General features: G+C 37.3%; 21 protein-coding genes and 1 pseudogene. 18 read left to right on the top strand and 4 right to left on the bottom strand.

Annotated features, from left to right (window positions below; all coding sequences use genetic code 11):
* Positions 1 to 250: 250 nt before the first annotated feature.
* The 4 genes from GQ47_RS15065 to GQ47_RS23870 all read right to left on the bottom strand — a co-directional run bounded on the left by GQ47_RS15065 (position 251) and on the right by GQ47_RS23870 (position 4,548).
* A complete protein-coding gene (locus tag GQ47_RS15065) occupies positions 251 to 2,251 on the bottom strand; it encodes a heavy metal translocating P-type ATPase (protein WP_051951571.1) in 2,001 nt (666 codons plus the stop codon).
* 50 nt (positions 2,252 to 2,301) lie between these two features.
* Positions 2,302 to 3,189, bottom strand: a complete 888-nt coding sequence (locus GQ47_RS15060; protein ID WP_035650043.1) for a bestrophin family protein — start codon at positions 3,187 to 3,189, stop codon at positions 2,302 to 2,304.
* Between the two features lie 112 nt (positions 3,190 to 3,301).
* A complete protein-coding gene (locus GQ47_RS15055) occupies positions 3,302 to 3,760 on the bottom strand; it encodes an MgtC/SapB family protein (RefSeq protein WP_035650041.1) in 459 nt (152 codons plus the stop codon).
* Between the two features lie 446 nt (positions 3,761 to 4,206).
* Positions 4,207 to 4,548 carry a DUF6660 family protein gene (locus tag GQ47_RS23870; RefSeq protein ID WP_371199637.1) on the bottom strand — a complete coding sequence of 114 codons (342 nt, stop codon included), beginning with the start codon at positions 4,546 to 4,548 and terminating at the stop codon, positions 4,207 to 4,209.
* A 112-nt stretch (positions 4,549 to 4,660) separates the two neighbouring features.
* Here GQ47_RS23870 and GQ47_RS23785 point away from each other — a divergent pair.
* The 18 genes and pseudogenes from GQ47_RS23785 to GQ47_RS14970 all read left to right on the top strand — a co-directional run.
* Positions 4,661 to 4,917, top strand: a pseudogene (locus GQ47_RS23785) (heavy metal translocating P-type ATPase); the annotation flags it as partial.
* 373 nt (positions 4,918 to 5,290) lie between these two features.
* Complete coding sequence (locus GQ47_RS15050; RefSeq protein WP_035650038.1) at positions 5,291 to 5,608, top strand: hypothetical protein; 318 nt, start codon at positions 5,291 to 5,293, stop codon at positions 5,606 to 5,608.
* A gap of 151 nt (positions 5,609 to 5,759) precedes the next feature.
* Entirely contained in the window at positions 5,760 to 6,614 is an 855-nt protein-coding gene (locus GQ47_RS15045; protein ID WP_035650037.1) for a DUF3347 domain-containing protein, read from the top strand.
* A 13-nt stretch (positions 6,615 to 6,627) separates the two neighbouring features.
* Complete coding sequence (locus GQ47_RS15040; RefSeq protein ID WP_035650035.1) at positions 6,628 to 7,698, top strand: hypothetical protein; 1,071 nt, start codon at positions 6,628 to 6,630, stop codon at positions 7,696 to 7,698.
* 136 nt (positions 7,699 to 7,834) lie between these two features.
* Positions 7,835 to 8,527 carry a DUF3347 domain-containing protein gene (locus tag GQ47_RS15035; RefSeq protein ID WP_035650691.1) on the top strand — a complete coding sequence of 231 codons (693 nt, stop codon included), beginning with the start codon at positions 7,835 to 7,837 and terminating at the stop codon, positions 8,525 to 8,527.
* A gap of 244 nt (positions 8,528 to 8,771) precedes the next feature.
* A complete protein-coding gene (locus tag GQ47_RS15030; RefSeq protein WP_035650034.1) occupies positions 8,772 to 9,284 on the top strand; it encodes a DUF3347 domain-containing protein in 513 nt (170 codons plus the stop codon).
* 1 nt (position 9,285) lies between these two features.
* Positions 9,286 to 9,756 carry a heme-binding domain-containing protein gene (locus GQ47_RS15025; protein ID WP_035650032.1) on the top strand — a complete coding sequence of 157 codons (471 nt, stop codon included), beginning with the start codon at positions 9,286 to 9,288 and terminating at the stop codon, positions 9,754 to 9,756.
* A gap of 4 nt (positions 9,757 to 9,760) precedes the next feature.
* Entirely contained in the window at positions 9,761 to 11,071 is a 1,311-nt protein-coding gene (locus GQ47_RS15020; protein WP_035650031.1) for an efflux RND transporter permease subunit, read from the top strand.
* Complete coding sequence (locus tag GQ47_RS15015; protein WP_238567997.1) at positions 11,043 to 12,992, top strand: efflux RND transporter permease subunit; 1,950 nt, start codon at positions 11,043 to 11,045, stop codon at positions 12,990 to 12,992. The genes GQ47_RS15020 and GQ47_RS15015 overlap by 29 nt, the downstream gene beginning before the upstream one ends.
* Positions 12,976 to 14,226 (top strand): TolC family protein, encoded by a 1,251-nt coding sequence (locus GQ47_RS15010; RefSeq protein WP_238567996.1) that lies wholly within the window; start codon positions 12,976 to 12,978, stop codon positions 14,224 to 14,226. The genes GQ47_RS15015 and GQ47_RS15010 overlap by 17 nt, the downstream gene beginning before the upstream one ends.
* The gene (locus GQ47_RS15005) at positions 14,204 to 15,544 is read left to right on the top strand and encodes an efflux RND transporter periplasmic adaptor subunit (RefSeq protein WP_035650029.1); all 1,341 of its coding nucleotides are present in this window, start codon (positions 14,204 to 14,206) and stop codon (positions 15,542 to 15,544) included. The genes GQ47_RS15010 and GQ47_RS15005 overlap by 23 nt, the downstream gene beginning before the upstream one ends.
* A gap of 3 nt (positions 15,545 to 15,547) precedes the next feature.
* Positions 15,548 to 16,762, top strand: a complete 1,215-nt coding sequence (locus GQ47_RS15000; protein ID WP_035650027.1) for an efflux RND transporter periplasmic adaptor subunit — start codon at positions 15,548 to 15,550, stop codon at positions 16,760 to 16,762.
* A 21-nt stretch (positions 16,763 to 16,783) separates the two neighbouring features.
* Positions 16,784 to 17,323: a DUF3347 domain-containing protein gene (locus GQ47_RS14995; RefSeq protein ID WP_035650025.1), complete on the top strand. Its 540-nt coding sequence runs from the start codon at positions 16,784 to 16,786 to the stop codon at positions 17,321 to 17,323.
* 179 nt (positions 17,324 to 17,502) lie between these two features.
* Complete coding sequence (locus GQ47_RS14990; protein WP_035650023.1) at positions 17,503 to 20,028, top strand: heavy metal translocating P-type ATPase; 2,526 nt, start codon at positions 17,503 to 17,505, stop codon at positions 20,026 to 20,028.
* Between the two features lie 26 nt (positions 20,029 to 20,054).
* Positions 20,055 to 21,299 (top strand): hypothetical protein, encoded by a 1,245-nt coding sequence (locus GQ47_RS14985; protein ID WP_035650020.1) that lies wholly within the window; start codon positions 20,055 to 20,057, stop codon positions 21,297 to 21,299.
* Positions 21,300 to 21,311: 12 nt separating this feature from the next.
* Positions 21,312 to 22,184, top strand: coding sequence for a DUF2911 domain-containing protein (locus GQ47_RS14980; RefSeq protein ID WP_035650017.1), 873 nt, complete (start codon positions 21,312 to 21,314; stop codon positions 22,182 to 22,184).
* Between the two features lie 150 nt (positions 22,185 to 22,334).
* Entirely contained in the window at positions 22,335 to 22,823 is a 489-nt protein-coding gene (locus tag GQ47_RS14975) for a DUF305 domain-containing protein (RefSeq protein WP_238567995.1), read from the top strand.
* 27 nt (positions 22,824 to 22,850) lie between these two features.
* Entirely contained in the window at positions 22,851 to 25,361 is a 2,511-nt protein-coding gene (locus GQ47_RS14970; protein ID WP_035650012.1) for a multicopper oxidase domain-containing protein, read from the top strand.
* The last annotated feature ends 1,093 nt before the right edge of the window (positions 25,362 to 26,454 follow it).

Genomic DNA, 26,454 nt, shown 5'->3' with positions numbered 1-26,454 from the left:
TTTCTACATTTTTTCCAGATTAAGCACAATAACTTAATACAGGTGACAACAGATAATTTAGAAAATAATGTAGCAGCAGTATCCGATTTAGAACACATTTATAAAAAAATTATGGATCCATACTATTTGTATGAACCCATAATTTTTAAAATTCCGTAATCTTTTTGCATTTGTTTACTGAAAATAGTAAGATGCCATTTTTTATATCAAGCTAGTTCTCTCAGATCAATAAAATTTTCAGTAATAAATATTAGATTTTTAATCTTTGGATCCTAACGGCATTAAGTATAGCTAAGAGCGATACCCCAACATCAGCAATAACAGCTTCCCAAAGGGTGGCAACCCCCCCGGCGCCTAATGCCAACACTATTACCTTTACGACCATTGCCAGGATAATATTCTGCCAAACAATTTTTTTTGTAAGTTTTCCAATTTTTATTGACGTAACGATCTTAGAGGGCTGGTCATTTTGTATCACAATGTCAGCAGTTTCGATTGTGGCATCACTGCCCAGTCCACCCATGGCAATTCCGGCATCTGCCAATGCTACAACAGGAGCATCATTGACGCCGTCACCGACAAAAGCAATTTTCTTTCCTTCATTTTTCAGCGCTGTAACTTTTTCTACTTTTCCTTCCGGCAGCAAATCTCCGTACGCATTGTCAATGCCGAGGTTTCTGGCAACTTCATCGACAACGGTTTGCTTATCACCGGAAAGCATTACAGTTTGTATTTTTAATTCATGTAAATCTTTGATGGCCTGTAAGGCATCTTCTTTTATTTTATCTGCGATGGTTATATGTCCTGCATACTTTTTATCAAGGGAGAGTACTACAATAGTATATACAATCGCATCAATTTCGGCAGGATATTCGATGCCAAATTTTTTCATGAGCTTTGTATTTCCGGCAAGGACTTCCTTGCCGGCTATGGTTCCTTTGAGTCCATGGCCGGATATTTCTTCCACGTTGGAAATTTCTATACCTTTAATGGAATCCTTCCCGGCATGTTCCACAACAGCAAGTCCAATAGGGTGTGTGGACTGGCTTTCAATAGCTGCGGCATATTTAAGAAGCTCCTCCTGGGGAATTTCTTTTGATTTGATATCCTGCACTTTAAATATACCTTCGGTAAGAGTGCCTGTTTTATCCATGACAACTACATTAATTTCAGTCATTACATCAAGAAAATTTGAACCTTTAAAAAGTATGCCATTTCTTGATGCCAGTCCGATTCCACCGAAATACCCAAGTGGTATCGAAACCACAAGAGCACAAGGACAGCTTATGACCAAGAACACTAAGGCTCTGTAAAACCATACATTGAAAACATAAGGATCTACGAAGAAAAAAGGAATAAAACACACTGCGAGCGCCAGGGCAAAAACAATAGGAGTGTAAATTTTAGCAAACCTGCTGATGAATAACTGTGTTTGCGATTTGCGCGATGTGGCATCCTGAACCATTTCCAAAATTTTACTTAGCTTGCTATCCTGAAAAAGTGAGGTAACCTTGATTTCGGAAACGGTATTTAAATTGATCATACCAGCGTATATCTGTTCTCCTTTATTTTTGGTGTCAGGTTTGCTTTCTCCTGTGAGTGCTGCTGTGTTAAATGAAGCTTTTTCAGAAAGCAGTTCGCCATCCAAAGCCACTTTTTCACCAGGCTTTATTTGTATAATCTCTTCTGGTTTTACTTCTTTGGGATCCACGACTACAAAACCACCATCTCTTTGAACAGCAACCTTATCAGGCCTGATGTCCAGAAGTGCCTGAATGCTTCTTTTGGCGCGGTTAACTGCAGCATCCTGAAACCACTCGCCTACAGAATAAAACGCCATCACAGCAACACCTTCGCTATAAGACCCAATTACAAATGCCCCAATCGTGGCAACGCTCATCAGGAAAAATTCATTAAAAAAATCAAATCGTTTAGCTTTTCTGTAAGCCATATATAATACATTGTAGCCTGCAAGGAGATAAGCGGCAGAAAAAATTATAAGGTTGGCAGGGAATGGCGGGACAAACTCAAAGCCAAATTCAAGTACTAACATTGCCACCAGTATTATAATGGCAAGTAACAGCTGCCAGTGGCTTTTCCATCCCGAATCCGTATCAGTTGCATTATGGTCGTGACCATCATCATCTGAATGTATTGTTTGTTGCTTTTCCGGAGCTGATTTATCGTGCTCAGCATGATTGCTATGTTGGTCTCCGGCCTGAATATCTGAATTATTGCTGTTTTCAATCATAATATCTGTCTTTAAATAGTGTGAAATTCATTTCACAATGTTAATCTAAGTTAATTAATGTAATAATAATTGTCTGGTGCCAGTGGCGGTATGGCAGTATCACTGCATATTTTTTTTATGTTATTTTTAATCAGGGCGCTTAATGCACTCATGGGTACATCGGTTGGACTGTTTTCGAATGGATCCTGCATAATGATTGCAGTTTTTTCTACTCCTATGAGCATAGAGGCTACAACTATGGTCAGAAAAATTTCAAGGATAGGAAAGTTATCTTCAAGTCCAAAAGGAAGTATGGAGATTAAGACGTAAATTAGAAAGTGAATCAGTAAGCTGTATGACTTTGGAAATACGGTATTTTTAATTCTTTCACATTTTCCCATTGCATCATTCAGACGTGCAATGGTCGTGTCAATCTGTACCTGCTTGTTATCGTTTATCTGGTAGGTTTTGCAGATTAAGGCAAGCTGGTCTGCATGCCTGTTGAGAAGTTCGGCGGGAATATTATTGGCCGTAATTTTATGTTGTTCTAAATAGTGCAGCACTTTCTCAGAAAAAGGAATCTTTCTCAGGCTCTCTGACAAGGCATAGCACCAAATAGTCTGTCTTTGTGCAAATTCTTTAAGTTCTCTCTGATATTCCAGCTCAGGTAAAAACTGCTTGATCTGTCGAAGAAGTGTTCTGGAATCATTTACAATTTCACCCCATACTTTCCGTGCCTCCCACCAGCGCTCATAGGATTGCGCCGTCCTGAAAGCCAGAAGTAATGCCACTATAGTGCCCATTATGCCGGTTATAGGCAGAGGTATGGCAATCTGCCTGAGTATGGTCACGTGATCCAGTGTGCCTATTAAAACCGCATAGATGACTATGGCAGTAATATCAAGCCAGATGGATCTGAAAAAATAGATTATTGAATCTTTATTGTTTTTAACTAACATAGTATGAACTTTCTTTAATGATTAATTCATGTAGGTATTTCAGACGAAGATTCTGTCCAAAGTTTTCCTGACTACCTTTTATTTATTATTAGTAGTATATTTTAAGGATGACCTATAGGTTCTCATCATGGTTATATTTTATCTTTTTTTTCCATCTTACATACCATTTTTGATGATGCAGTGAGAGCAGGTAGTATAAAGCAGCGGAACTTGCCACAGCAATAAGGTACATGTTAAGGCCCACAGCTACTCCTACAGCAGAAGTACACCAAACTGTAGCTGCTGTTGTTAGTCCATGTGACGAATTGGCATGATTGTTCCTGTATATTATTCCTGCACCAAGAAAGCCCACACCGGTAACAATATTGGCTATTACCCTTGACGCGGCTGCAGGATCATTGGCTAAATGAACCGTGATGGAGGTAAACAGAGTAGCTCCAATGCAGACTGCTGCATAAGTTCGTACTCCGGCATCATGGTCATGTCTCTCTCTGTCCAGACCAATAAAAAATCCTAAAATAAACGAAACGATTATTTTGACAAGTATTGCCAGTTCTGTGTTGATATCCATATCTATCTAAATTAAGAATTAATTTCCAGCTACAAAAATTTCTATCAATCCTTTAGAAATCAAACACTTATGAAGTTTATCTGGCCATGTAGCCAATTTTTTTCATCAGAGTTTTTTATGATTGTTGAAAATGTACGACGCTTTTAATGTGGCAAATAGGATGCTTTCCTTTTATTTTATGTAATTTTTCTTTTTCACAATCCTGAGTATGTGCGGCAGTGTAATGATTTATTCTTGTTTGTACTTTTAAAAACAGTAGATTCATGACATAAAATAATTTGAAAAATGACAAAGGGTTAGATTTTCTTTCACTTTCTTTAGATACAGTACATTTGAATTAGGGTATTCCCGTGCACAACCTTTTTTTGATGCTAGGATATAATTAATAATATTACATAATTATAATGATACACATTACTGAAACAGAGTTCTCATAATAAATAATATTATGAAATAATCTGTGGAGGCTGCCAAATGCTTCCAAAGAAGCTTGACGTTAAAAGTGATTGGTAGAGGGAAATCTGAGGCAAAATTTCATGAAATACAATAGGAAAATCAATAGGCTCATTTTCTACAGCACTTACAACATGAATACCGCAGCAGGCACAACAGCATAACGGTGAGCATAAATCATTTTTTGAGTTGTGTGAAGTTGTATCCTTGCTAAAATTGAACTGTTGCACTATTCTAGCGGATGATGAAACAACAATTTGTGTCTGCGAATCGGCGCAGGTAAAACACGGCAGGCTTAGCAGATAGATTGTTAATATGAAGTTCAGAAATTTCACATTATAAAAGTAGACAATTAATTGTATGGAGTCAATAGAAAATTAAAAAAAAATCGAATGCTTTTTTATAGGCTCACCATATCATCCATGAAAATTTAACCATGTGGTCTGCGATACCAAAATTGAAACCGCTGATGTAGTATTTCAGGATGACAGGTCAAGTAAAATTTCGATTACCATAAATAATAGGAAAGAAAACCAAAAAAAAAATTTTCCGGCAAAATATAACGTTGACTTTTGTAAAGGGAATCGTTTTAATTACTGATGCAAGTGGTCTTACTGCGCTCTGGGAAGTAGTGATAGCCGATGTAGGAGTATCTCTTTTGGCCATATTAAAATGCCGTAAGAATACAAAAGATTAAGTTTTAGAATATGCAAGATATACTCTTTCAAAAGAATACGTATCGAAAGAGGCACGTGTTTTTCTAAAGTGCAAATTTTAATTTCCTATTGATAAAATGAGGTAATTTGACTATTTTTTGTTTGAGCTGTTCCAATTCTGGTAAAGTTTCAAAACTTTAAGAATTATATCAATCAATGTTTTGTTTGGAGCTATTTTATTTGTCGAGTTCAGAGAAATCTAAAATAATTGATTTTGCATTTTAGGAAACCGTTGGCTGTAATAACGGTTTTAACTTTTTTTTATTAAAATTAAAAAAAATATAAGTAACTTTGTATCTATTAATTCTTTCACATGAACCGATTTTACATCATATTAATTTTTATGCTTGGCTTATTCCTAATGCCAGCAAAGAGTTTTGCTTGTGAAAAAATTGTGGTAGATCTTTCTTGCGCAAAAGAAACTTCTAAACCTGCTAATGATTGTTGTTCTAAAAAGAATCATTTAGATGACAAAAACCACGATGGTTGTGGCGGAAAATGCGGACATTCAATGTGTAGTTGTGCTTCAGTTTGCAATGGAGGTATCTCCTTTTTAAGCGAACTGGAATTTAAAAACAATACTTTGAGTCTTTTTTCTCAAAAACAAAAATTCTACAATTCAGAAACCTCAATTTTAACAGGCTTCTATTCTATCTGGCTTATACCTAAAATAAGCTAAAAACCTTTTTTGATAGCCATACGTGTGCCAAAGAAGGAAGCCATTTGTTTTTCATTATTTTAATTTTTCGCTTATATAGAATAATAGTCTATACACCTCGTATATACAATTATTTCTCATAAGGCTACATTCACTTCTAATACATTTTAAAATGAAATCAATTCAAAAAGGATTGATGGCAATTACAATATTGCTATCAGTCATAGTGTATGGCGCACCTATAAAAAATGCCAAAACCGTAAACACAAAAATTTATGGTAATTGTCTAATGTGCAAAACTGCTATTGAAAAAGCAGGAAACATCAAAAATATCGCTTCGGTAAACTGGGATGAGAACACCAAAATTGCGGCCATTACCTACGACCAGAAGAAAACAAATCAGGAGGAGATCTTAAAACGAATTGCCTTAGCGGGATATGACAGTGAGCAATTCTTATCTCCTGCCGAAGCATATGTAAAACTTCCACAATGCTGCCAATATGAAAGAACAAATAAGATGGCTGTCACAATGAAAGAATCAAAAATGGATATGGAGAAAATGGATCATTCCCAGCATACAACCGCAGTTCTTCCAGATGCACAACAAGACAGTCCATTTAAAACAATTTTCGACAACTACTTTGAGCTAAAAGATGCTTTAGTGAAAACAGATGCCAAGACTACTGCAATCAAATCTAAAGAACTTCTTACTGCAATCAATGCTGTCAAAATGGACAACCTAAAACCTAAAGAACATACTGCATGGATGAATGTAATGAAAAGTTTAGCTACAGATGCAAAAAACATTTCTGAAACCCAGGATATTAAGAAACAAAGAGAATCCTTTAAAGGCTTATCTAAAAACACTTACGATCTTATAAAAACTACCAATCAGCCACAACCGGTTTATTATAATCATTGCCCAATGGTTGATGCGAATTGGCTGAGCAAAGAAAGTGGTATCAAGAATCCGTATTACGGTTCCCAGATGCTAAGCTGTGGATCAACTATAGAAACAATCAAATAATCCCAAATCAAAAATGAAAAATATAATTACAGGTACTTCAATCCTTGGAGCATTAATCTTAGGAACCCTATGGCTGTCTTCTTGCAGTAAATCAGATGATATGAATATGTCCGATCCAAAATTGAACATAAACTATCCTGCTGCATATGTGGTCAATGGTCAGGACGGCACAATTTCAGTAATCAAATTGGCAACTAATGAAGTTACAGAGACCGTCAGCCTTATGGGGACCGGAACTGATATGATCATGTGGCCTCACCACATTTCTTTACATTCTAATCACCTGGCCATTGGCGTGCCCGGAATGGACTTCTCTGCCGGTCATACTGCCGGCATGGAAGGAATGACAGGTAAACTCCTAGTAATTGATGCCGTCAATGGAACAACTGTAAAAAACATTAACCTGCCAATGATGAACCATAACACGATCTACAGTCCAAATGGTTTAGAAATTTGGGTACCTCAAATGGACATGAATGGAAAAGTTCTGGTTTATGATGCATTAACATACACATTGAAAAATACCATTGCAGTGGGCATGATGCCTGCTGAGCTTACCTTTTCTTCTGACGGCACTAAGGCTTATGTCGCTAATGGAGATGATAATACTGTGTCAGTTATAAATACGACAACCAAACAAGTTACAGCCACTGTTGCTGTAGGGAACAACCCTGTGGGTGCTTGGACAGGAAGTGACGCCAGAATGTATGTTGATAATGAAGACGGGCAATCTATCTCGGTAATCAATGTGGCAACGGATGCTGTAGATCAAACCATTGATTTAGGATTTATGCCTGGAATAGCGTCTCACAATGGCAATAAGAAGGAACTTTGGGTAAGCGATCCTGTTAATGCAAAAGTACATTATTGGACTTGGGACCAGACTATGATGATGTGGATGCATGGAGGTGTATTTACTACTGGCTCGGGTGCACATGCAATAACATTTACAGCAGATGGCAATACAGCATATGTGACCAATCAGACAGCCAATACAGTCTCTGTAGTTAACGTATCAAATCACACTGTCTCTAAAACTATTAATGTAGGCAGAAAACCCAATGGTTTGGTGCTAAAAATGTAAATCCTATCCTAAAAGGTATTCAAAATGCCAACCGGAAATTGAATTTGCACAATCAAAAAAAGAATTATTCGTATAACACTCAAATAAAAGAATGTTGGACAAAACAACATTTATAAGAGATCTAAAACTAAAAAAAATGAAAAAATTAATTTTCTCGACCCTTATAATGGCAATTGTACTTACAGCCTGTAATTCAAAAAACAAGGAAACTACAGCTCCTGAAGCTGCTTCCGGGACAGCTCAGAGTGATTCACAATTGTATGCCTGTTCCATGCATCCTGAAGTTACAGGAAAAAAAGGAGACAAATGTTCCAAATGCGGAATGGAATTAACCGAGCCAGTAAAGGAAACTACTGAAAAAAGTGCAGAGGTAAAAACAACTCAAGGTGCTCAAACAACATTTTCTATAAACGAAATTGTGAGCAATTATCTGACTTTAAAAAATGCATTAACCAAAGATGATACAAAAGGAGCTGCAAATGCCGGACAAGCATTGTATGCAATTTTTAATAATGTAAATCCCAATTCAATAGATGCGAAATTAAAGACAGAATATCTTGATATTGCTGATGATGCTAAAGAACACGCAGAACATATTGGAGCTAACGGTGGAAATATCGAACACCAAAGAGAGCATTTTGCCATGTTAAGTAAAGACATGAATGATTTGATAAAATCTTTCAAATCAGAGCAAAAATTGTATCAAGATTTTTGCCCTATGTATGATGGTGGTAAAGGAGCTATTTGGATAAGCGAAACCAAGGAAATCAAAAATCCATATCAAGGTAAAAAAATGTTAACCTGTGGTTCTATGAAAAAAGAACTGTAAAGCAGTTAACTACTTCTAAATATATCGGGTTATTTACATAATGACCACTCAATGTTACGGTGACTATTGATGTTCCGAATTTATTGAAATGGAAAAAATGCATCTAATTTTTTAGACTGCCCTTTGATCCGTTCTTTAACCAAATAGTCACTTATGATATGTCTTTTCATGTAAGTAAGTTGATAGACATATTTTCAGAAACATCAATAGTACCCTTTTTTTTAACAATTAAAATTTAATAAAAATGAAAAATGTAATTCTTTCAGCCATAGTTATGGTATTTGTAATGGTTTCAGGTAATGCACAAAGCAAAAAAACAGAAACTAAATTTTCAACTGAACAAATTGTAGCAAATTATTTAGCATTAAAAAATGCACTTGCAAAAGATGACACCAACGGAGCTGCTAAAGCTGGAAAAGCATTGTATGCGACTTTCAAAAGCGTAAATGTAAAATCGATAGATCCAAAATCCAAAGCAGCATATCTTGATATAGCTGACGACGCCAAAGAGCATGCAGAACATATTGGGGCTAATGGTGGCAATATTGAGCATCAAAGAGAGCATTTTGCCCTACTGAGTAAAGACGTAAATGATTTGATCAAGACTTTTGGAGCTCCAAAAACACTATACCAGGATTCTTGTCCTATGTATGATGGAGGAAAAGGAGCTATCTGGATTAGTGAAACAAAAGAGATAAAAAACCCTTACTATGGTTCCAAAATGCTTACCTGCGGTTCAATGAAAAAACAATTGTAAAATGAAACGATTCATCAGAAAGATTCTTTTTATTGGGTTAATTATTTTTCTACTGATGCAATTGTATCAGCCTGCCCGAAATTCCGATTACGGGCAGGTTTTACCAATTCACATTTCGAGAGTCTATCCCATTCCCAAAAATGTACAAACGATTCTTCAGACTTCCTGTTATGATTGTCACAGCAGCAACACGCAATATCCATGGTACTCCTACATACAGCCGGCACGTACTTTCATGGAGGGGCATATTACTAAGGGTAAAGAAAATTTGAATTTTAGCCAATGGGGAAGTTATTCCAAACGAAAACAGGAAAATAAATTAGACCGAATTGCCAAGCAGATAAAAGCTAACGAAATGCCTTTGGCTTCCTATACGCTGATCCATAAAAATGCAGTGCTGAATACTGTTCAGAAAGAACAACTGCTCAATTGGATTGAAAAAGTAAGCGATAGTCTTGCACAAATAAATTAAATCTATGGTACACAAATTAATAGAATGGTCGCTGCGCAACCGTTATATCGTTTTACTATTATCAGCAGGAATATTTGTATGGGGTATCATCTCTATTCAAAAAAATCCTATTGATGCTATTCCCGATTTATCTGAAAATCAGGTAATCGTTTTTACAGAATGGATGGGACGTGCTCCACAGCTCGTTGAAGACCAGATCACCTATCCCTTGGTTACCAACCTTCAGGGATTGCCCAAAATTAAATATGTAAGAGCTGCTTCCATGTTTGGTATGAGTTTTATTTATGTCATTTTTGAAGATGATGTTGATGTATACTGGGCAAGATCAAGAGTACTGGAAAGGCTCAGTACTATTAGCAGCACCTTGCCCAAAGGAGTTGCCCCGCAATTAGGACCCGATGGAACTGGGGTTGGGCATATACTCTGGTATACTTTGGAGGCACCCGGTGTTGACCTTGGCGAACAAAGAGCCCTACAGGACTGGTACGTCAAGTTTGCTTTGCAAAATGTTCCCGGAGTGAGTGAAATTGCTTCTTTTGGAGGATTTCAAAAAGAATACCAGGTTACCATTGATCCAAACAAACTGCTATATTATAAGCTGTCTGTCCCGGAGGTTATAAGTGCTGTACGTGCCAATAATAATGAAAGCGGCGGAAGAAAATTCGACATGAGTGATATTGGTTATATCATTAAGACATCCGGTTATCTGAAATCCATCAAAGAGATTGAGGATATCCCACTGAAAAACCAAAATGGCATTCCTATAAAAGTCAGCGATATAGGAACTGTCCAGATGAGCGGGGAAACCCGATTGGGAATCTTTGATCATAATGGCACAGGCGAAGTCGTTGGCGGTATAGTAGTGATGCGTTATGGTGAAAACGCAGATGCTGTAATTGATAATGTGAAAGAAAAAATGAAGGAAGTTGCTAAAGGGCTCCCAAAAGGGGTAAAATTCAATATTGTATATGACCGGGGACATCTGATTAAAGAATCTATTGATTCGGTTAAGCGTACCTTAATTGAAGAAATGCTTGTAGTGTCGCTTATCGTTATTATTTTTCTTTTTCACTGGCGCAGTGCACTGAGTATTATCATCCAGATACCAATTACCATTGCAGCAAGTTTCATACTGCTCAATGCCTTTGACATATCCTCCAATATTATGTCCCTTACCGGTATAGCACTTGCCATTGGAGTAATAGTTGACAACGGTATTATTATGAGTGAAAACGCCTACCAGCATCTCTCGCAACGGTATGCACAATGGGAATCTGAACAAAAAAATGAAACAAACTCTGATGAAAAGAATTAAAAATATATTTCGCAAAAAACCACAGTGGATATCCGAAGAGGAAAGACTCAAAATAATTGAGAAAAGCAGCAAGCAGGTTTCCCGTGGGGTGTTCTTTGCCACTGTAATTATAATTACCTCTTTCTTGCCTGTGTTTATGCTTACCGGACAGGAAGGAAAACTATTCCATCCTTTAGCCTTTACAAAAACATTCATACTGATTGTGGATGCCCTGTTGGTACTTACATTAGCTCCGGTACTGATTTCTTTTTTTATGAAAGGAAAATTCCGTCCAACCGATGCACATCCAGTAAATCGCTTTTTGGAAAGAGGTTATGAGCCAATTATACGCTGGGTTCTGAAATGGAGAAAAACAACTCTTGCAGTCAATATTCTGGCATTATTGATTTCTATTCCATTATTGATGCGGCTCGGAACGGAGTTCATGCCTCCATTGGATGAACAGAGTATTTTATTTATGCCTGTTACCCTCCCTGATGTATCTAATGGAGAAATCAAACGCATTTTGCAGGTACAGGATAAAATAATCAAATCGGTTCCTGAAGTAGAAAGTGTTTTGGGTAAGGCAGGGCGAGCTAACACAGCTACGGATAATTCCCCAATGAGCATGATTGAGACCATTATCATGCTAAAACCAAAATCACAGTGGCGTGAAGGAATAGATAAAAAAGATATTATTAAGGAACTCGATACCAAACTCCAGATACCTGGTGTAGTAAACGGCTGGACACAGCCCATTATCAACCGAATCAATATGCTGGCAACAGGAATTCGTACCGACGTAGGAATTAAAGTCTACGGACAAAATCTCGACACCATTGCTCGTGTATCTGAAAGGGTGAAAATGGCTTTAGAAGGGACTCCAGGAGTGTCTGATTTATTTGTAGATCCTATTACCGGAGGTAAATACCTTGATGTGGATGTTAATCGCCAGGAATTGGCCCGATATGGATTAACAGTAGATGATGTAAACCAAACCGTGGAATTTGCTTTAGGTGGTGCATCCATTGGCAATACTGTTGAAGGACGAAGACGTTTTTCAATAAGTGTGCGTATGGCACAGGATTATAGAAATAGCGTGGAACGCATTAAACGCATTCCCTTACAGTCTTCTACGTTTGGAGAAGTGCCTTTATCTGCCGTTGCTGATATTAAATTCGTAGACGGTCCTCCAATGATCAGTTCTGAAAATGCACTCCTTCGCGGAGCAGTCATGTTCAATATACGTGATCGTGATATGGGAGGAACCGTACAGGAAGCGATGAAAAAATTAGAAAGTGCCAAAAACATACTTCCTGAAGGTTACTTTATAGAATGGAGCGGACAATATGAGAACCTGATCAGCGGAGAAAAGACCCTTAAAGTCATTGCGCCGCTAGTATTGCTTATTATTTTCTTCGCCCTCTATTTTGCCTTTAATTCCCTTAGAGAAGCCTTTTTAAGTCTTATAACAGTTCCTTTTGCTTTAATTGGAGGTGCCTATATAATTTTTTTCTGGGATGTCAATCTATCAGTAGCGGTAGCTGTAGGTTTTATTGCCTTGTTTGGTATTGCCGTGGAAACCGGAATTGTAATGGTTATTTATCTCAATGATGCCATGGAGCAGCTTATCAAGGCCAAAGGAAACTCAAGAGAAACCATTACTAAAGAGGATCTAAGGGAATATGTGGTACACGGCGCCGCAAAACGATTGCGCCCAAAACTAATGACCGTTTGCGTCTCATTATTTGGATTGGTACCTGTCCTGTGGTCCAATGGTGTTGGAATGGATGTAATGAAACCAATTGTATTGCCTATGATTGGCGGCGTATTTACCTCTGCCGTACATATCTTATTAGTAACCCCGCTTATTTTCCTAATGTCCAAAGAATATGAACTAAGAAAATATGGCAAACTCGAAGTACATGATGTCAAACATTAAAATACTGGCAGTACTATTGCTTTTACTGCCATTACAGCTATTGAGCCAGACCAAACAGGTCTTGTCTCTCGATACAATCCTTCAAAGGATTGATAAAAAAAATGTGCTTCTGCAAAGTTATAGTTTAAAGGCAGAAGGATATAAATACAGTGCCGATGCCGCAACAGCATGGATGGCACCAATGGTGGGTGTGGGAACCTTTATGACCCCCTATCCTTTTCAGGAAGTTATGGATGACCGCGACAAAGGCTCTTTAATGTTCAGAATTGAACAGGACATCCCCAATGTAGGAAAGCTAAACAAGAAGAAAAAATTCATCCAGTCCCAGGGAAACATTGAGAACGCTACCCGTGCCGTTACCCTTAACGACTATAAAGCACAGGCCAAACAACTATATTACAGTTGGATGGTGGCAGAGCAGCGAATAAAAGTTTTGGATCAGAACGAAAAGATAATGCTCACCATGAAAAAGATTGAGGAAGTGCGCTATCCCTACAACCAATCGCAATTGGGTAATGTATACAAGATAGATGCAAGGATTGAAGAAAATAAAAATATGGTCCGCATGCAGGAAGGTGAAATCGCAAAAGCAAGAGCATGGCTCAACAGCTTGATGAACCAGCCCGGCAATGCTGATTTTGCCATAGACACGAGTATTATCCCCGTCTTTAACCCTGCTTTGCACGACACCACAAGTCTTGCAGGAGTGCGTGGTGATATTAAGAAGATGGATGCAGGGATTGAATCGATGCAGCTCAGTATTGAGGCCATGAAAGCAGAGAAAAATCCCTCTTTTAAAATCCAGTTTGATCATATGAATTCTTTTGATAAAATGATGCCCAAAGCCTATTCGGTAATGGCAATGATGTCTATTCCTATTGCTCCCTGGTCATCAAAAATGTATAAATCGGATACCAAAGCAATGCAATATAATGTGCAGGCAATGGAGAAAGAGAAATCCGCCATGCTGCAGGAAACCCAAGGTATGTTATATGGTATGCAATATGAAATACTGACCATGCAAAAAAGGATTCAGGGACTCGAAACAAAAATAATCCCTTCTATGCAAAAGTCCCTGGATGTAAACTTTCTGAACTATCAGGAAAACAAACTGCAGATTCCTGTAGTAATTGATTCCTGGGAAGCTTTAAATATGCTGCAGAATAACTTATTAGATGAAAAATTAAAACTATATCAAATGATTGTCGATTATGAAAAAGAACTCTATCGCTAAGTTAGTCGCATTGTTATTCGTTTCGATATTATTATTGACAGCCTGTAACAAGAAAACCGAGTATAACAGTAAGCCATCACATCAGCATGTTACAAATCAGGAATATACCTGTCCGATGCATCCTGAAGTTATTCAGGATAAGCCCGGCAGCTGCCCAATATGCGGTATGGAATTGGTTCCAAGACATACCCCTGGTACGGAAACAGCTATAGACAGCAGCCTGAAACACCTTTTAAAACCCGTCAATGAACAGGTCGTTTCTAATATATCTGTCATAAAACCTCAGGGAGGTACTAAAATATTCTCTCTGCAGGTACAAGGAATTATTACCTACGATACCCGTGAGCAGACCAGCATTTCCAGCAGGGTAAGCGGAAGGATTGAGCGCCTGCTGATTAAGTACAATTACCAGCCCATAAAAAAAGGACAGCTAATCATGGAAATCTATTCACCTGACCTTGCTGCCGCGCAAAGAGAATTGTTGTTTATTTATCAATCTGATGCAAACAATCCGATGCTTCAAAAAGCAAAAGAGAGACTGTCTCTGCTAGGTATGCAGCAGAAACAAATACAACAGGTATTAAAGACAGGTAAAATTTCCTATCGCATTCCTGTTTACAGTAATGCCACCGGGTACATCTTAGACAATACTGCGACAGCAAACGCTTCTGCAGCAGCTCCTTCGGCTTCACCTCAAAGCTCGGTGTCAGATGATGGCATGGGCGCTATGGGCTCAAGTGGCAATGCAGCATCAAATAATAGCGCATCTACCCCTGCTGCCTCTGCTATTATGCTAAGAGAAGGGCAATATATCGGTGCTGGACAATCACTCTTTACAATCTATACCAACAAAAACCTTATCGCTGAGTTTGCTTTTGATCCATCGGTATCACCCCAGATTAAAAAAGGACAAAAACTGGTGTTTTATGAACCATCAGATAAGCAAACCGTATATACTGGTACTGTCGGACTCATTCAGCCCGTCTTTAAAGAGGGAAGCAACTTTACTATAGCAAGGATTTATTTGCAGGATAATAAATTTCAAACTGGAAAATTAGTAACTGCAACCATTCCTATTGTCAGCAAAGGCTGGTGGCTCCCGCAAAGTGCCGTTCTCAATCTAGGAAATAAATCCATCGTTTTCAAAAAAGAAAAAGACGTCTTTGTTCCCAGAGAAGTTAAAACGAAAAACAATGCTGATGGAATGGTCCTAATAGATCAAGACATCAGTGATTGGGGTATTGCCGGCAATGCGGCCTATATGATAGACAGTGAGAGTTTTATCAAGATAGCTTCAGAAAATAAATTAAAAAATTAAGTCATGAACAGTAAATCAATAATTCGTACTATTTTGCTCATTGCAATGGTTTTTCCACTTCTATTTACAGCATGTGCCCAAAAAGAAGAAAAAAAAGTCAGTCAGGAAAAAGTTCAAACCTATACCTGTCCCATGCATCCGCAAATTGTAAAAGATAGTCCTGGCTCATGCCCAATCTGTGGAATGGATTTAGTGCCCTTCGAAAAAAACAACTCACAGGACTTTCTAACCTTGGGGCCAAGCCAGCAAGCTCTAGCCAATTTGACTACAATAACTGCCGGAGAAAATGAATTTTCAAATTCTTCCCGTCTCAATGGACGTTTGGTTACTGACCCTGAGCAAACTATTTACATCTCAAGCCGAGTGGCAGGAAGGATTGAAGAGTTGTATGTAAAAGAAACTGGTGTTCCCGTTCAAAAAGGCCAGCCTTTATACAGAATATATTCAGAGCAGCTATCAGCCCTGCAACAGGAGTACCTCATCGCCACAGCACAGGCCACAAGCTTTGCCGAGGATAAACGCTTTGCCCAAATAAAAAGTGCTGCAAAACAAAAACTATTATTGTACGGTCAGTCCGAAGCCCAGCTTAATGAATTATTCAAAAAACAAAAAGCATCCCCTTATGTTGATTATTATTCTCCAAACTCAGGAATAGTTGCAGAACTTTCCATTACAGAAGGCCAATATGTAGCAGAAGGAGCCTCTATTATGAAATTAGAAGATTACAATCGTTTATGGGTCGAAGCTGATGTTTATCCAGCCGATGCAGGTAAAATTAAAACCGGCCAAAAGGTTAAAGTTATAGTCTCGGGTTATGAAGATCAGCCCCAAACAATGACCGTAGATTTTATAAATCCTGCCCTGCAAACAAGTAAGCAGATAATACAGCTGCGTGGTACTATTGCCAATCCAAACAATCAATGGCAGGCAGGTCAGCAGGCAATTGTTTTACTGCCTTCCTCAGAACAGAAAATGAAATTGACCATACCTGTGGATGCTGTTATAAGAGACGGAAGCGGCACACATGTTTGGATTGAAATTGGAAAAGGCAAATATCAGCCTAGAATGGTGGCGATTGGTTCGGAAACCTTCGATGAAGTCGAAATTACTAGCGGATTAAAAAAAGGTGATGTCGTTGTTGCATCTGGCGCCTATCTCCTGTACAGTGAATTTATATTAAAGAAAGGTAAAAACCCAATGTCAGGAATGAAAATGTAATAACCAATCTCACAACAGACGATGAAAAAAATAATCAAAATAGGAATCCAAATATTATCAATCTTCTTACTTATTGCCTGCGGTAATAATGAAAACAAAAAGCAAGAGAATCCTAAGGATAGTGAAACTTCTGTCCCAATTTCAAAGGAAGCCGAAATCAGGATAAATGATGATGTCTTAAATGCGATATACAGCCAGTATGCCCATTTAACAGTAGCCCTTACCCAAGATAATCTCGGGGAAGCAAAACTGGCAGCCAATGCGATTGAAGCGGGAGCACGGGAAATTAGCAACAGCAGTAATCTTGCAGCAAGCGCTGCATCAATCGTTTCAGCTCCTGATATTGAAAAGCAGCGGGCTGCTTATTCTAAACTAAGCAATGAAATGGTTGCCTTGCTAAAAAAAGCAGGAATGGCCGAGGCTGAACTATACGTGGAATATTGTCCAATGGCTTTCGACAATAAAGGAGCCGTATGGATTAGTCCTACCAAAGAAGTGCGTAATCCTTACTTTGGAGAAAAAATGCTCAAGTGTGGTGAGGTGAAAGAAATAATTAAATAATTAGAATCTAAATACATAACTATTTGTAATTATTTTTCAGTGTTTTACAATAAGCTGTAACAGCTGATGAACAACAAGTCATTTTAAGTAAATTGAAATCACACGTTTACTAAAAAAAAAACACTAACTTTCTATATATTAAGTAAATAACGCTTCTAAACTGTAAAAAAAATAACCTTATGACACACACCTATACAATATCGGGAATGACTTGCGATGGATGTCGTACGAAAGTAGAAAAAACATTAAATGCTGTGGAGGGAGTAAAGGCAAATGTCACTCTAGATCCCCCATTGGCAACCATTATAATGGAAAAACATATTGCGACCGAGCAACTGCAGGAAGCATTGACTGCGGTTGGAAAGTACACCATTGAAATGACCCACACGACTCATTCGCAAGAAAAAACAGCAGAGAAATCATGCTGTAGTACTGCTAACGATCGTGATCATAAAAAGTTAGCTGCGCCTCATAATGATGCGGGTGGAAAATACTATTGCCCGATGCATTGTGAAGGCGATAAAATGTATGATAAACCGGGAGATTGTCCTGTATGCGGAATGCATTTGGTACAAGAACCAGCCGTTGTTCAGGTTCAGCAATACACATGCTCTATGCATCCGGAAATTATAACCAATGCGCCAGGATCATGTCCTATTTGCGGGATGGATCTAGTACCAATGGAACCAAGCGAAAATGAAGACCAAAGAATTTATAAGGGTTTGGTTAAGAAAATGAAAATAGCGGTTGTATTTACAGTTCCTATTTTCGCAATTGCCATGATAGAAATGGCACACAACAATCCTCTACTTCAACTAATGGATGCGGCTAAATGGAATTGGGTACAGCTTATTTTATCACTTCCTGTTGTCTTTTATGCCTGTTGGGTATTTTTTGTACGAGCATGGAAATCAATAATCACATGGAATTTAAATATGTTTACCCTTATCGGAATTGGTACAGGAGTGGCATTTTTATTTAGTTTAGTTGGAATGTTTTTTCCAGATATTTTTCCAAGTGAATTTAAGACCCAGCACGGAACAGTACTATTATACTTCGAGGCCACAACAGTTATTCTAACTTTAGTTTTGTTAGGACAATTGCTTGAAGCCAGGGCGCACAGTCAAACCAGTGGTGCTATAAAAGAATTATTAAAATTGGCTCCTACCGAAGCTACTTTGGTAATTGATGGCGGTGATAAAGTAATCTCAATCCATGATATAAAAAAAGGTGATTTATTACGGGTAAAACCCGGAGATAAAATTCCTGTGGATGGGAAAATAACCGATGGTGAAAGTACAATAGACGAATCGATGATTACAGGTGAACCAATTCCTGTAGATAAAAAAATAGGAGATATGGTGTCTTCAGGAACTATAAACGGAAACAAATCATTTATAATGATTGCCGAAAAAGTTGGTTCGGAAACCTTGCTTTCGCAAATTATACAAATGGTTAATAATGCAAGCCGTTCCAGAGCACCAATTCAAAAACTAGCCGATAGTATTGCTAAATATTTTGTACCAATTGTTGTTGTAATTTCCATTCTTACCTTTTTCATTTGGGCAAAATTTGGTCCCGAACCGGCATTGGTCTATGGGTTTATAAATGCCATTGCGGTATTAATTATTGCCTGTCCTTGTGCTTTAGGATTGGCAACGCCGATGTCTGTAATGGTAGGAGTTGGTAAAGGCGCTCAATCGGGAATTCTGATAAAAAATGCTGAAGCTTTAGAAAAAATGGATAAGGTAAATGTTCTGATTACTGATAAAACAGGAACAATTACAGAAGGGAAACCTTCGGTAGAAAAAATTGTTGCATTACAATATTCAGAAGATGAACTGCTGCAATACATTGCGTCTTTAAATCAGTATAGCGAACATCCTTTAGCACAAGCAGTAGTAAAATTTGCAAAAGCTAAAAATGTCTCTTTAACGAAAGTTGATGATTTTGAAAACATTGCAGGAAAAGGAGTTATTGGAACTGCTATTGATAAAAAGATCGCATTAGGGAATAAAAAATTAATGGAGCAAGTAGGCGCAGCTATTTCTGCCACAATTGAAGAGAAAATTATTGCCGAACAAAAATTAGGAAAAACAGTTTCTTATATCGCTGTAGATAAGAACGTAGTGGGATTTGTAACGATAACCGATGCTATAAAAGAAACCAGTGCTGCTGCTATAAAAGAATTAATGCGTCAAGGAGTTGAAGTAATTATGCTTACGGGAGATAATGTAAATACTGCCAAAGCTGTTGCCGACGAGTTGCATTTAACCTCTTTCCAAGCAGGTTGTTTACCGGAAGACAAATTAAAAGTAATAGAGAAATTACAAGCTGAAGGAAAAGTTGTTGCTATGGCAGGAGATGGTATAAACGATGCGCCAGCTTTGGCACAATCGGACATTGGCATTGCGATGGGAACAGGAACAGATGTTGCGATCGAAAGTGCCAAGATTACTTTGGTAAAAGGAGATTTGCAAGGAATTGTAAAAGCAAAAAATCTGAGCCACGCTGTAATGAGCAACATCAAGCAAAACCTATTCTTTGCTTTTATATATAATGTCTTAGGTGTACCAGTTGCTGCGGGAGTTTTATATCCGTTTTTCGGAATATTACTTTCTCCTATGATTGCTGCCCTGGCAATGAGTTTTAGCTCGGTATCTGTTATTGTCAATGCATTGCGATTAAGAAGCTTAAAACTCTAAAGAATAATAAATTATTATAAAAACAAATGACCAATCTAGGACAAATTATTCTGCAGTATAAAAACGATAACGAAAGTGTTTACAATACCTGGTTTATAGATAACAACCAACGGTTAAAGGCATTTCGGACTATAAGACGCGGTGTTTTACAAGTCATTGAGGATATTAAAAAGAAAACCTTTCCTAATGATTTTAAAGAAAGCAGTTTAGAATTTGTTCTGAGTTGCATTGCCGAACAAAAACAAGTCTTTGCAGGGGTTTCCCATCCGTTTTATTGGAAACCCAAATTGCGCATTCCTGATATCTATGAAAATCAAAACAATAAATTGGCTTTCGGTCAATTCCTTGAAAATTGTATCAATGCCAAGTCTGAAGAACAGGTTGTAAAAGAAATCATAAAACTCGATGAATTAAAAATTAAAGGATTAGGACCTGCGGTTGCCAGTATTTTATATTTCATACACCCAACCTGGTTCCCGCCATTCAACACTGCTATTCTCAATGGTTTTAATTTTCTTTTTAAAGACAAAAAAAAATTGGGAAGCTGCACAGAATATCTTAAAATAAGAGAAACTTTGATGGAAACTAACACTTTGCATAAATCTCAGCTGTCAAATGATTTGGGTGCCATTGCAGGATTGTGTTTTGAAATTGGAACTCAGAAAATGCTAATCGGTAACGATGAATACTTAAGCGAGGCAGAACGTTCAAGATTCGAAAAAAACGTACACAAGCGTCAAAAAGAAATACTCGAAGAAAAACTGGAGGAAAATCTGCATAGTGAGATGCAATACCATCTGCTAAAAATAGGTATTTCTCTCGGTTTCGATGTTACCCCGGCAAGCAATGATAAAAACAAATCATTTAATGGACAAAATTTCTCATTTATTTCACTGGTAAAATTCCCTGAGTTGCCTACCGACAAGGACACTCAAAATACCATTAAGCTTATTGATGTGCTCTGGTTAGAAAAAGGCACAAACAAAATTATAGGTGCCTTTGAAGTAGAAAAGAGCACTAGTATCTACTCTGGCATACTGCGCTTGTCTGACCTATACTTTAGTATCTCAAGCGGACAGGAAGTTTTTTATATTATTATTCCCAATAGCAGGGAAAAGGATGTAGTGCTTCAGCTAAATAGGCCCGTTATAAAAAACTCGAAAATGAATATAAAATATATCCTGTTTTCTGAATTAAGAGCTAATTGTGATGCCATCTGCAAATTTGGAACCGACCATTCGGTAATGGAAAAAATATCAAAATCAATTTAAAATTAAAAAACTATGAAAAAAATAATTGTATTAAGCTTCATTATTATACAATCGTTATCAATTTCTGCACAGGAAAAAGTTCAAATTAAGCTTACTTCTGCAAGCCCTTCAGCATCATTTCAACAAGAAATTGGAAGTTCAACAATAAAAATGGCCTATAGCAGACCCTTAGTAAGAGGACGAAAAATATTTGGGGAACTGGTGCCCTTTGGCAAACTCTGGCGAACAGGTGCAAGTGACTGTACGACCATCAGTACTAATGAGGATATCACCTTAGGAAATAATATTTTAAAAACAGGAACCTACTCTATATTTTCAATTCCATCAGAAAATGAGTGGACTATCATTATAAATAGTGATATTACTTTACATGGCGAAACTGGTTATGATGAGAAAAAAGACGTTATGCGTTTTACCGTCCCCACAGAAAAAACAACTAATTTCTACGAAACTTTTACCATCGAATTAAATGACATCAATAGTAAAGGGGAAGGTTTCCTTAAAATAGAATGGGAAAATACTATGGTTAAAATACCAATGAAAAGCAAAGCTGACAAAGAAATTTTAGCCCTAATTGACAAATATATTATTAAAGAGAAAAGTCAAAATGCTACTTTATTGTTTCAGGCAGCAAATTATTATTCAACCACGGGAAGAGCAAATAACCAAGCAGTATCCTGGTTAGCTGAGGCTGAAAAATTGGATCCCGAAAATTTTTATTATCCCACTTTAAGACAGAAAGTATCTTTAGAACTGAAGGATTATCCCAATGCTATTGAGGCAGCAAAAAAAGCCTTAACAATTGCAGAACAGAAAAAAATGAAGGGTACTGAAAAATTAAAAAATCAGATTGAAGAGTTACAATTATTACTTAAAAGTAAATAAATAATAAGTATTACAATATCACATTGAAAACTACAGGAGCATAAAAAAATCCTTGCCATTTAAGCCGATATAGTGTTATAGTAACATTAGACTTGTTTTGTTCAGGGAAATAGATAAATCAAAATAACTTTTAAAGCTAAAAATATGAAAATGGAACACGCAACACAGCAGCATTCTAAAGAGGCAGACTCCAAAATGTACAAAAAATTAGCCCTTATGATCGTATTGTCATTTATTTCTATGTACATACTAATGTATTCGATGGTCGATATTTTTGCTAATGTCATTCCCAATGTAAACCAATTTTACATGGCAGGACTAATGACAATGCCAATGCTCGTAATTGAGATTATTGTAATGGGTAGTATGTATATGAATAAAAAATGGAACATAATGTTAATTATAACAGGCAGCCTTGCCGCAATCATTTTTTTTTCCTGCATCAGACAGCAAGCAGCTGTTGATGATAAACAATTCTTAAAATCAATGATACCACACCATGCGGCGGCAATTCTCATGGCTCAGGAGGCTTCTCTTCACGATCCAGAAATAAGTCAACTTGCCCAAGACATTATAAAAGCGCAACAGGCTGAAATTACACAGATGAAAGCCAAGTTGAAAGAGATGAAAAAAAAATAACAGAACACTATTCTTTAAAAAAGCAATATGAAAAATATACTGACAATACTCGTATCTATCATGCTTCCTGTCCTAATTCAGGCGCAGGATATGAAAACAATGGAAATGGATAAAAAGCCAGCGAAAGAAGAGTCAAATCCTACTACCTATACTTGTCCAATGCATCCTGATATTCATGAATCCAAACCGGGAAACTGCCCAAAGTGCGGTATGAAACTAGTTCCGGAAAAAACAAAAAAGCAAACAAAAATATCGCAGCATAAAGACATTCCCAAGAAACAAACTGACCACGGAAATACAGCAATACAGGACAACAATAATAGTACAATTGCTCAAAAAAAACCTGAAGAAAATAACGCACAGCCACGTGTGGTTCGATATGACCTGTATATCAGAGATACAATTGTAAATTTTACAGGAAAAACAAAAAGGGCTATAGCCGTGAATGGACAAATACCCATGCCTACCCTGACTTTTACAGAAGGAGATATCGCTGAAATCTATGTTCACAATGAGCTTGATGAAGATACTTCCCTGCATTGGCATGGCTTATTCTTACCTAATCAATATGATGGTGTGCCAAATCTAACTCAAATGCCAATTAAACCCCATACCACGCATCTATATACTTTTCCCATTATTCAGCATGGCACACATTGGTACCACAGCCATACGGAACTACAAGAACAGATAGGCATGTACGGCTCTTTTATAATGAATAAAAGAACAGATGATCCAACTTTCCGTAAAGGAATCGATGATCTGCCTTCTGTTCCCATAGTATTGAGTGAATGGACAGATATGAAACCTGAAAATGTACACCGACTGCTGCACAATGCATCGGACTGGTTTGCTATTAAAAAAGGGACCACACAAAGTTATGCTGAAGCTATAAAGCAAGGGTATTTTAAGGACAAAATAAAAAATGAATGGAAGCGAATGAATGCGATGGATGTCAGTGATGTTTATTACGACAAATTTTTAATCAACGGAAAAAATGAAAATCAGCTTTCTCAATTTAAAGCAGGTGATAAAGTCCGGCTACGGGTTTCCAATGGAGGTGCATCAACCTACTTTTGGCTTACCTATGCCGGTGGGAAAATTACGGTTGTGGCCAATGATGGAAATGACGTAGAACCAGTTGAGGTCGATCGATTAATTATTGCAGTTTCTGAAACCTATGACATAATTGTAACCGTTCCAGCTGACAAAACAGCTTATGAGTTTTTGGCAACACCGGAAGACCGCACAAAATCTACCTCCCTGTACATTGGCAGCGGGGCTAAGCAATTAGCGGCACCCCTGCCAAAGCTTAAATATTTCGAAGGAATGAAGATGATGAACGGTATGATGAAAATGAATGGAGATCTGGATGATATGGGCATGAGCATGAGCCTTAATAAAATGGATATGAATGTAGTGATGTATCCCGAAATCACGGGTGAAACCAAGCCTAAAACCAATACAAAGATGGATGGTATGAAAATGGATGCTGAGCAATACAATGCCAATGCGCTTTCAGATATTACAACTCTAAATTATGCAATGCTTAAATCGCCTACCAAAACAACACTTCCTGAAAACGCCCCAATTAAAGAACTAAAATTTGAACTTACCGGTAACATGAATCGATATGTCTGGAGTTTGGACAATAAGGTAGTTTCTGAATCTGATAAAATATTAATTAAAAAAGGCGAAAATGTACGCATCGTTTTACATAATAATTCAATGATGCGCCATCCAATGCACTTACATGGTCATGACTTCAGAGTCCTTAATGGCCAAGGAGAGTATGCACCGTTAAAAAATGTGATTGATATAATGCCGATGGAAACAGATACGCTGGAATTTAATGCCAACGTAGATGGGGACTGGTTTTTTCACTGCCATATTTTATACCATATGATGAGCGGAATGGGAAGGGTTTTTACCTACGAAAACCAACCTGCCAACCCTGAAATTCCAGACCCAAAATTAGCACAACGAAAACTCTTTGCAGACGACAGGAAATTTCATTTTATGGCAGAGAATGATTTTGCAACCAATGGAAATGATGGTGAAGCAATGTATCAAAGTACGCGCTGGAGTATTGGAACCGAATGGAGATTAGGATACAATGATATGCATGGTTATGAAACTGAAACACACATTGGTCGATATATTGGAAAAATGCAATGGTTAATGCCATTTATAGGATTTGACTGGAGATATCGAAAAATGGGAGAAGATGAACAGGAAAAAAATCTCTTTGGACAAAAAAATACTAAAGATAAACGTGCAGTAGTAAGTCTAGGGGTCAACTATACCCTTCCAATGTTAATAGTAGCACAGGCAGAGGTTTTCACAGATGGTAAAGTCAGATTACAGTTTGAACGTAAGGACATCCCAGTTTCTAAAAGACTTCGAATGAATTTAATGTGGAATACAGACAAGGAATATATGGCAGGGTTGCGCTATATAATTACCAGATGGGGTTCTCTATCCTCTCACTATGATAGCGATATGGGCTTTGGCGCAGGTTTTATTTTAAATTACTAAATTTTTAACTTAAAAAATTAGCATAGAACAGTTAAAGCAAAACAGGGAAGAAAACAATTCATGAAGAATACAATATTTGATAATTCTAAATACCACATTTAATCCGACCAGCCTTTATAGGCTGGTTTTTTATATCTATTAACACTTTCTTTTTGTACTGCAACCAAGTCATCATAAAATGCTCTTAAGTGTCAATCAATAGCAAGGCTTTATAATAGGGTCTTTTTCAACTAGATATTAAGCTGATAGGGAAATGGATTCATACTTGGTTTAGTGCTGCAGAAAAAAATCTTTAAAATTCGCAGAAGCAGTTTTGTCTTATATAAAGGAATTGATGGAAAACAATAACAACGATTCTACTGATGAAGATGAACCATTTAATGTGTCACAGACCTGGCGAAAAATATAGAAAATCGTAAAATTTTATTTTTTATTTAAGCTAAATTTCTTCAGTATTTTATCAAAGTCTGATAGTGCTTTATAATGTTCTCTTATTTCCGTTACAGTACTTACATTCCATATGCTCGGAGCATAGATATCCTTCATCTTTATGTAAAGCTCGGTTGCTGTGTGTGATTTCAGAATCTGCACATCACCACCAGTATCAACGACTATCTTTATTAGCGTTGTGTTAATGCTTCGTATTGTGAAATAGCAGAGTATGAGGTAGATATAGCGCATTGCTAAAGATAAAAATTAATTGTAATATATTGCAAATCAGATATCATAACTAACTCTCCTTATCCAAAAAGCCCAAGAAAATCAATGATTTTCTTGGGCTTTTTTATGCATTATTCAAGCTAATTTCTTCGATTCTTGCAAAAAAAATGACATTCCTTTTCAAGTCCTCAATAGGAGCAATTATTGTGATCACATTGAATTCCTTTGCCTGACTGCATTCTCCATTGCTTCCCCTTCATTTTTAAGTTCAATAACCAGTATGCTTTTGTCTCATTTCAGCAGCAAAGGTAACTCCGTGTTCTTAACGCAATAGCAAGGCCAGGCCCTTCAGGTTTGACAAAAAATCTCCACCCATCCGGGTTGTATTTTTTGTCAAAACCTTGCTATTGCTAAACACTAACCTTTTTATGCT

The organism is Flavobacterium sp. ASV13 (assembly GCF_000745775.1).
Taxonomy (GTDB): Bacteria; Bacteroidota; Bacteroidia; order Flavobacteriales; family Flavobacteriaceae; genus Flavobacterium.
This window is presented reverse-complemented; position numbering and strand designations above follow the sequence as displayed.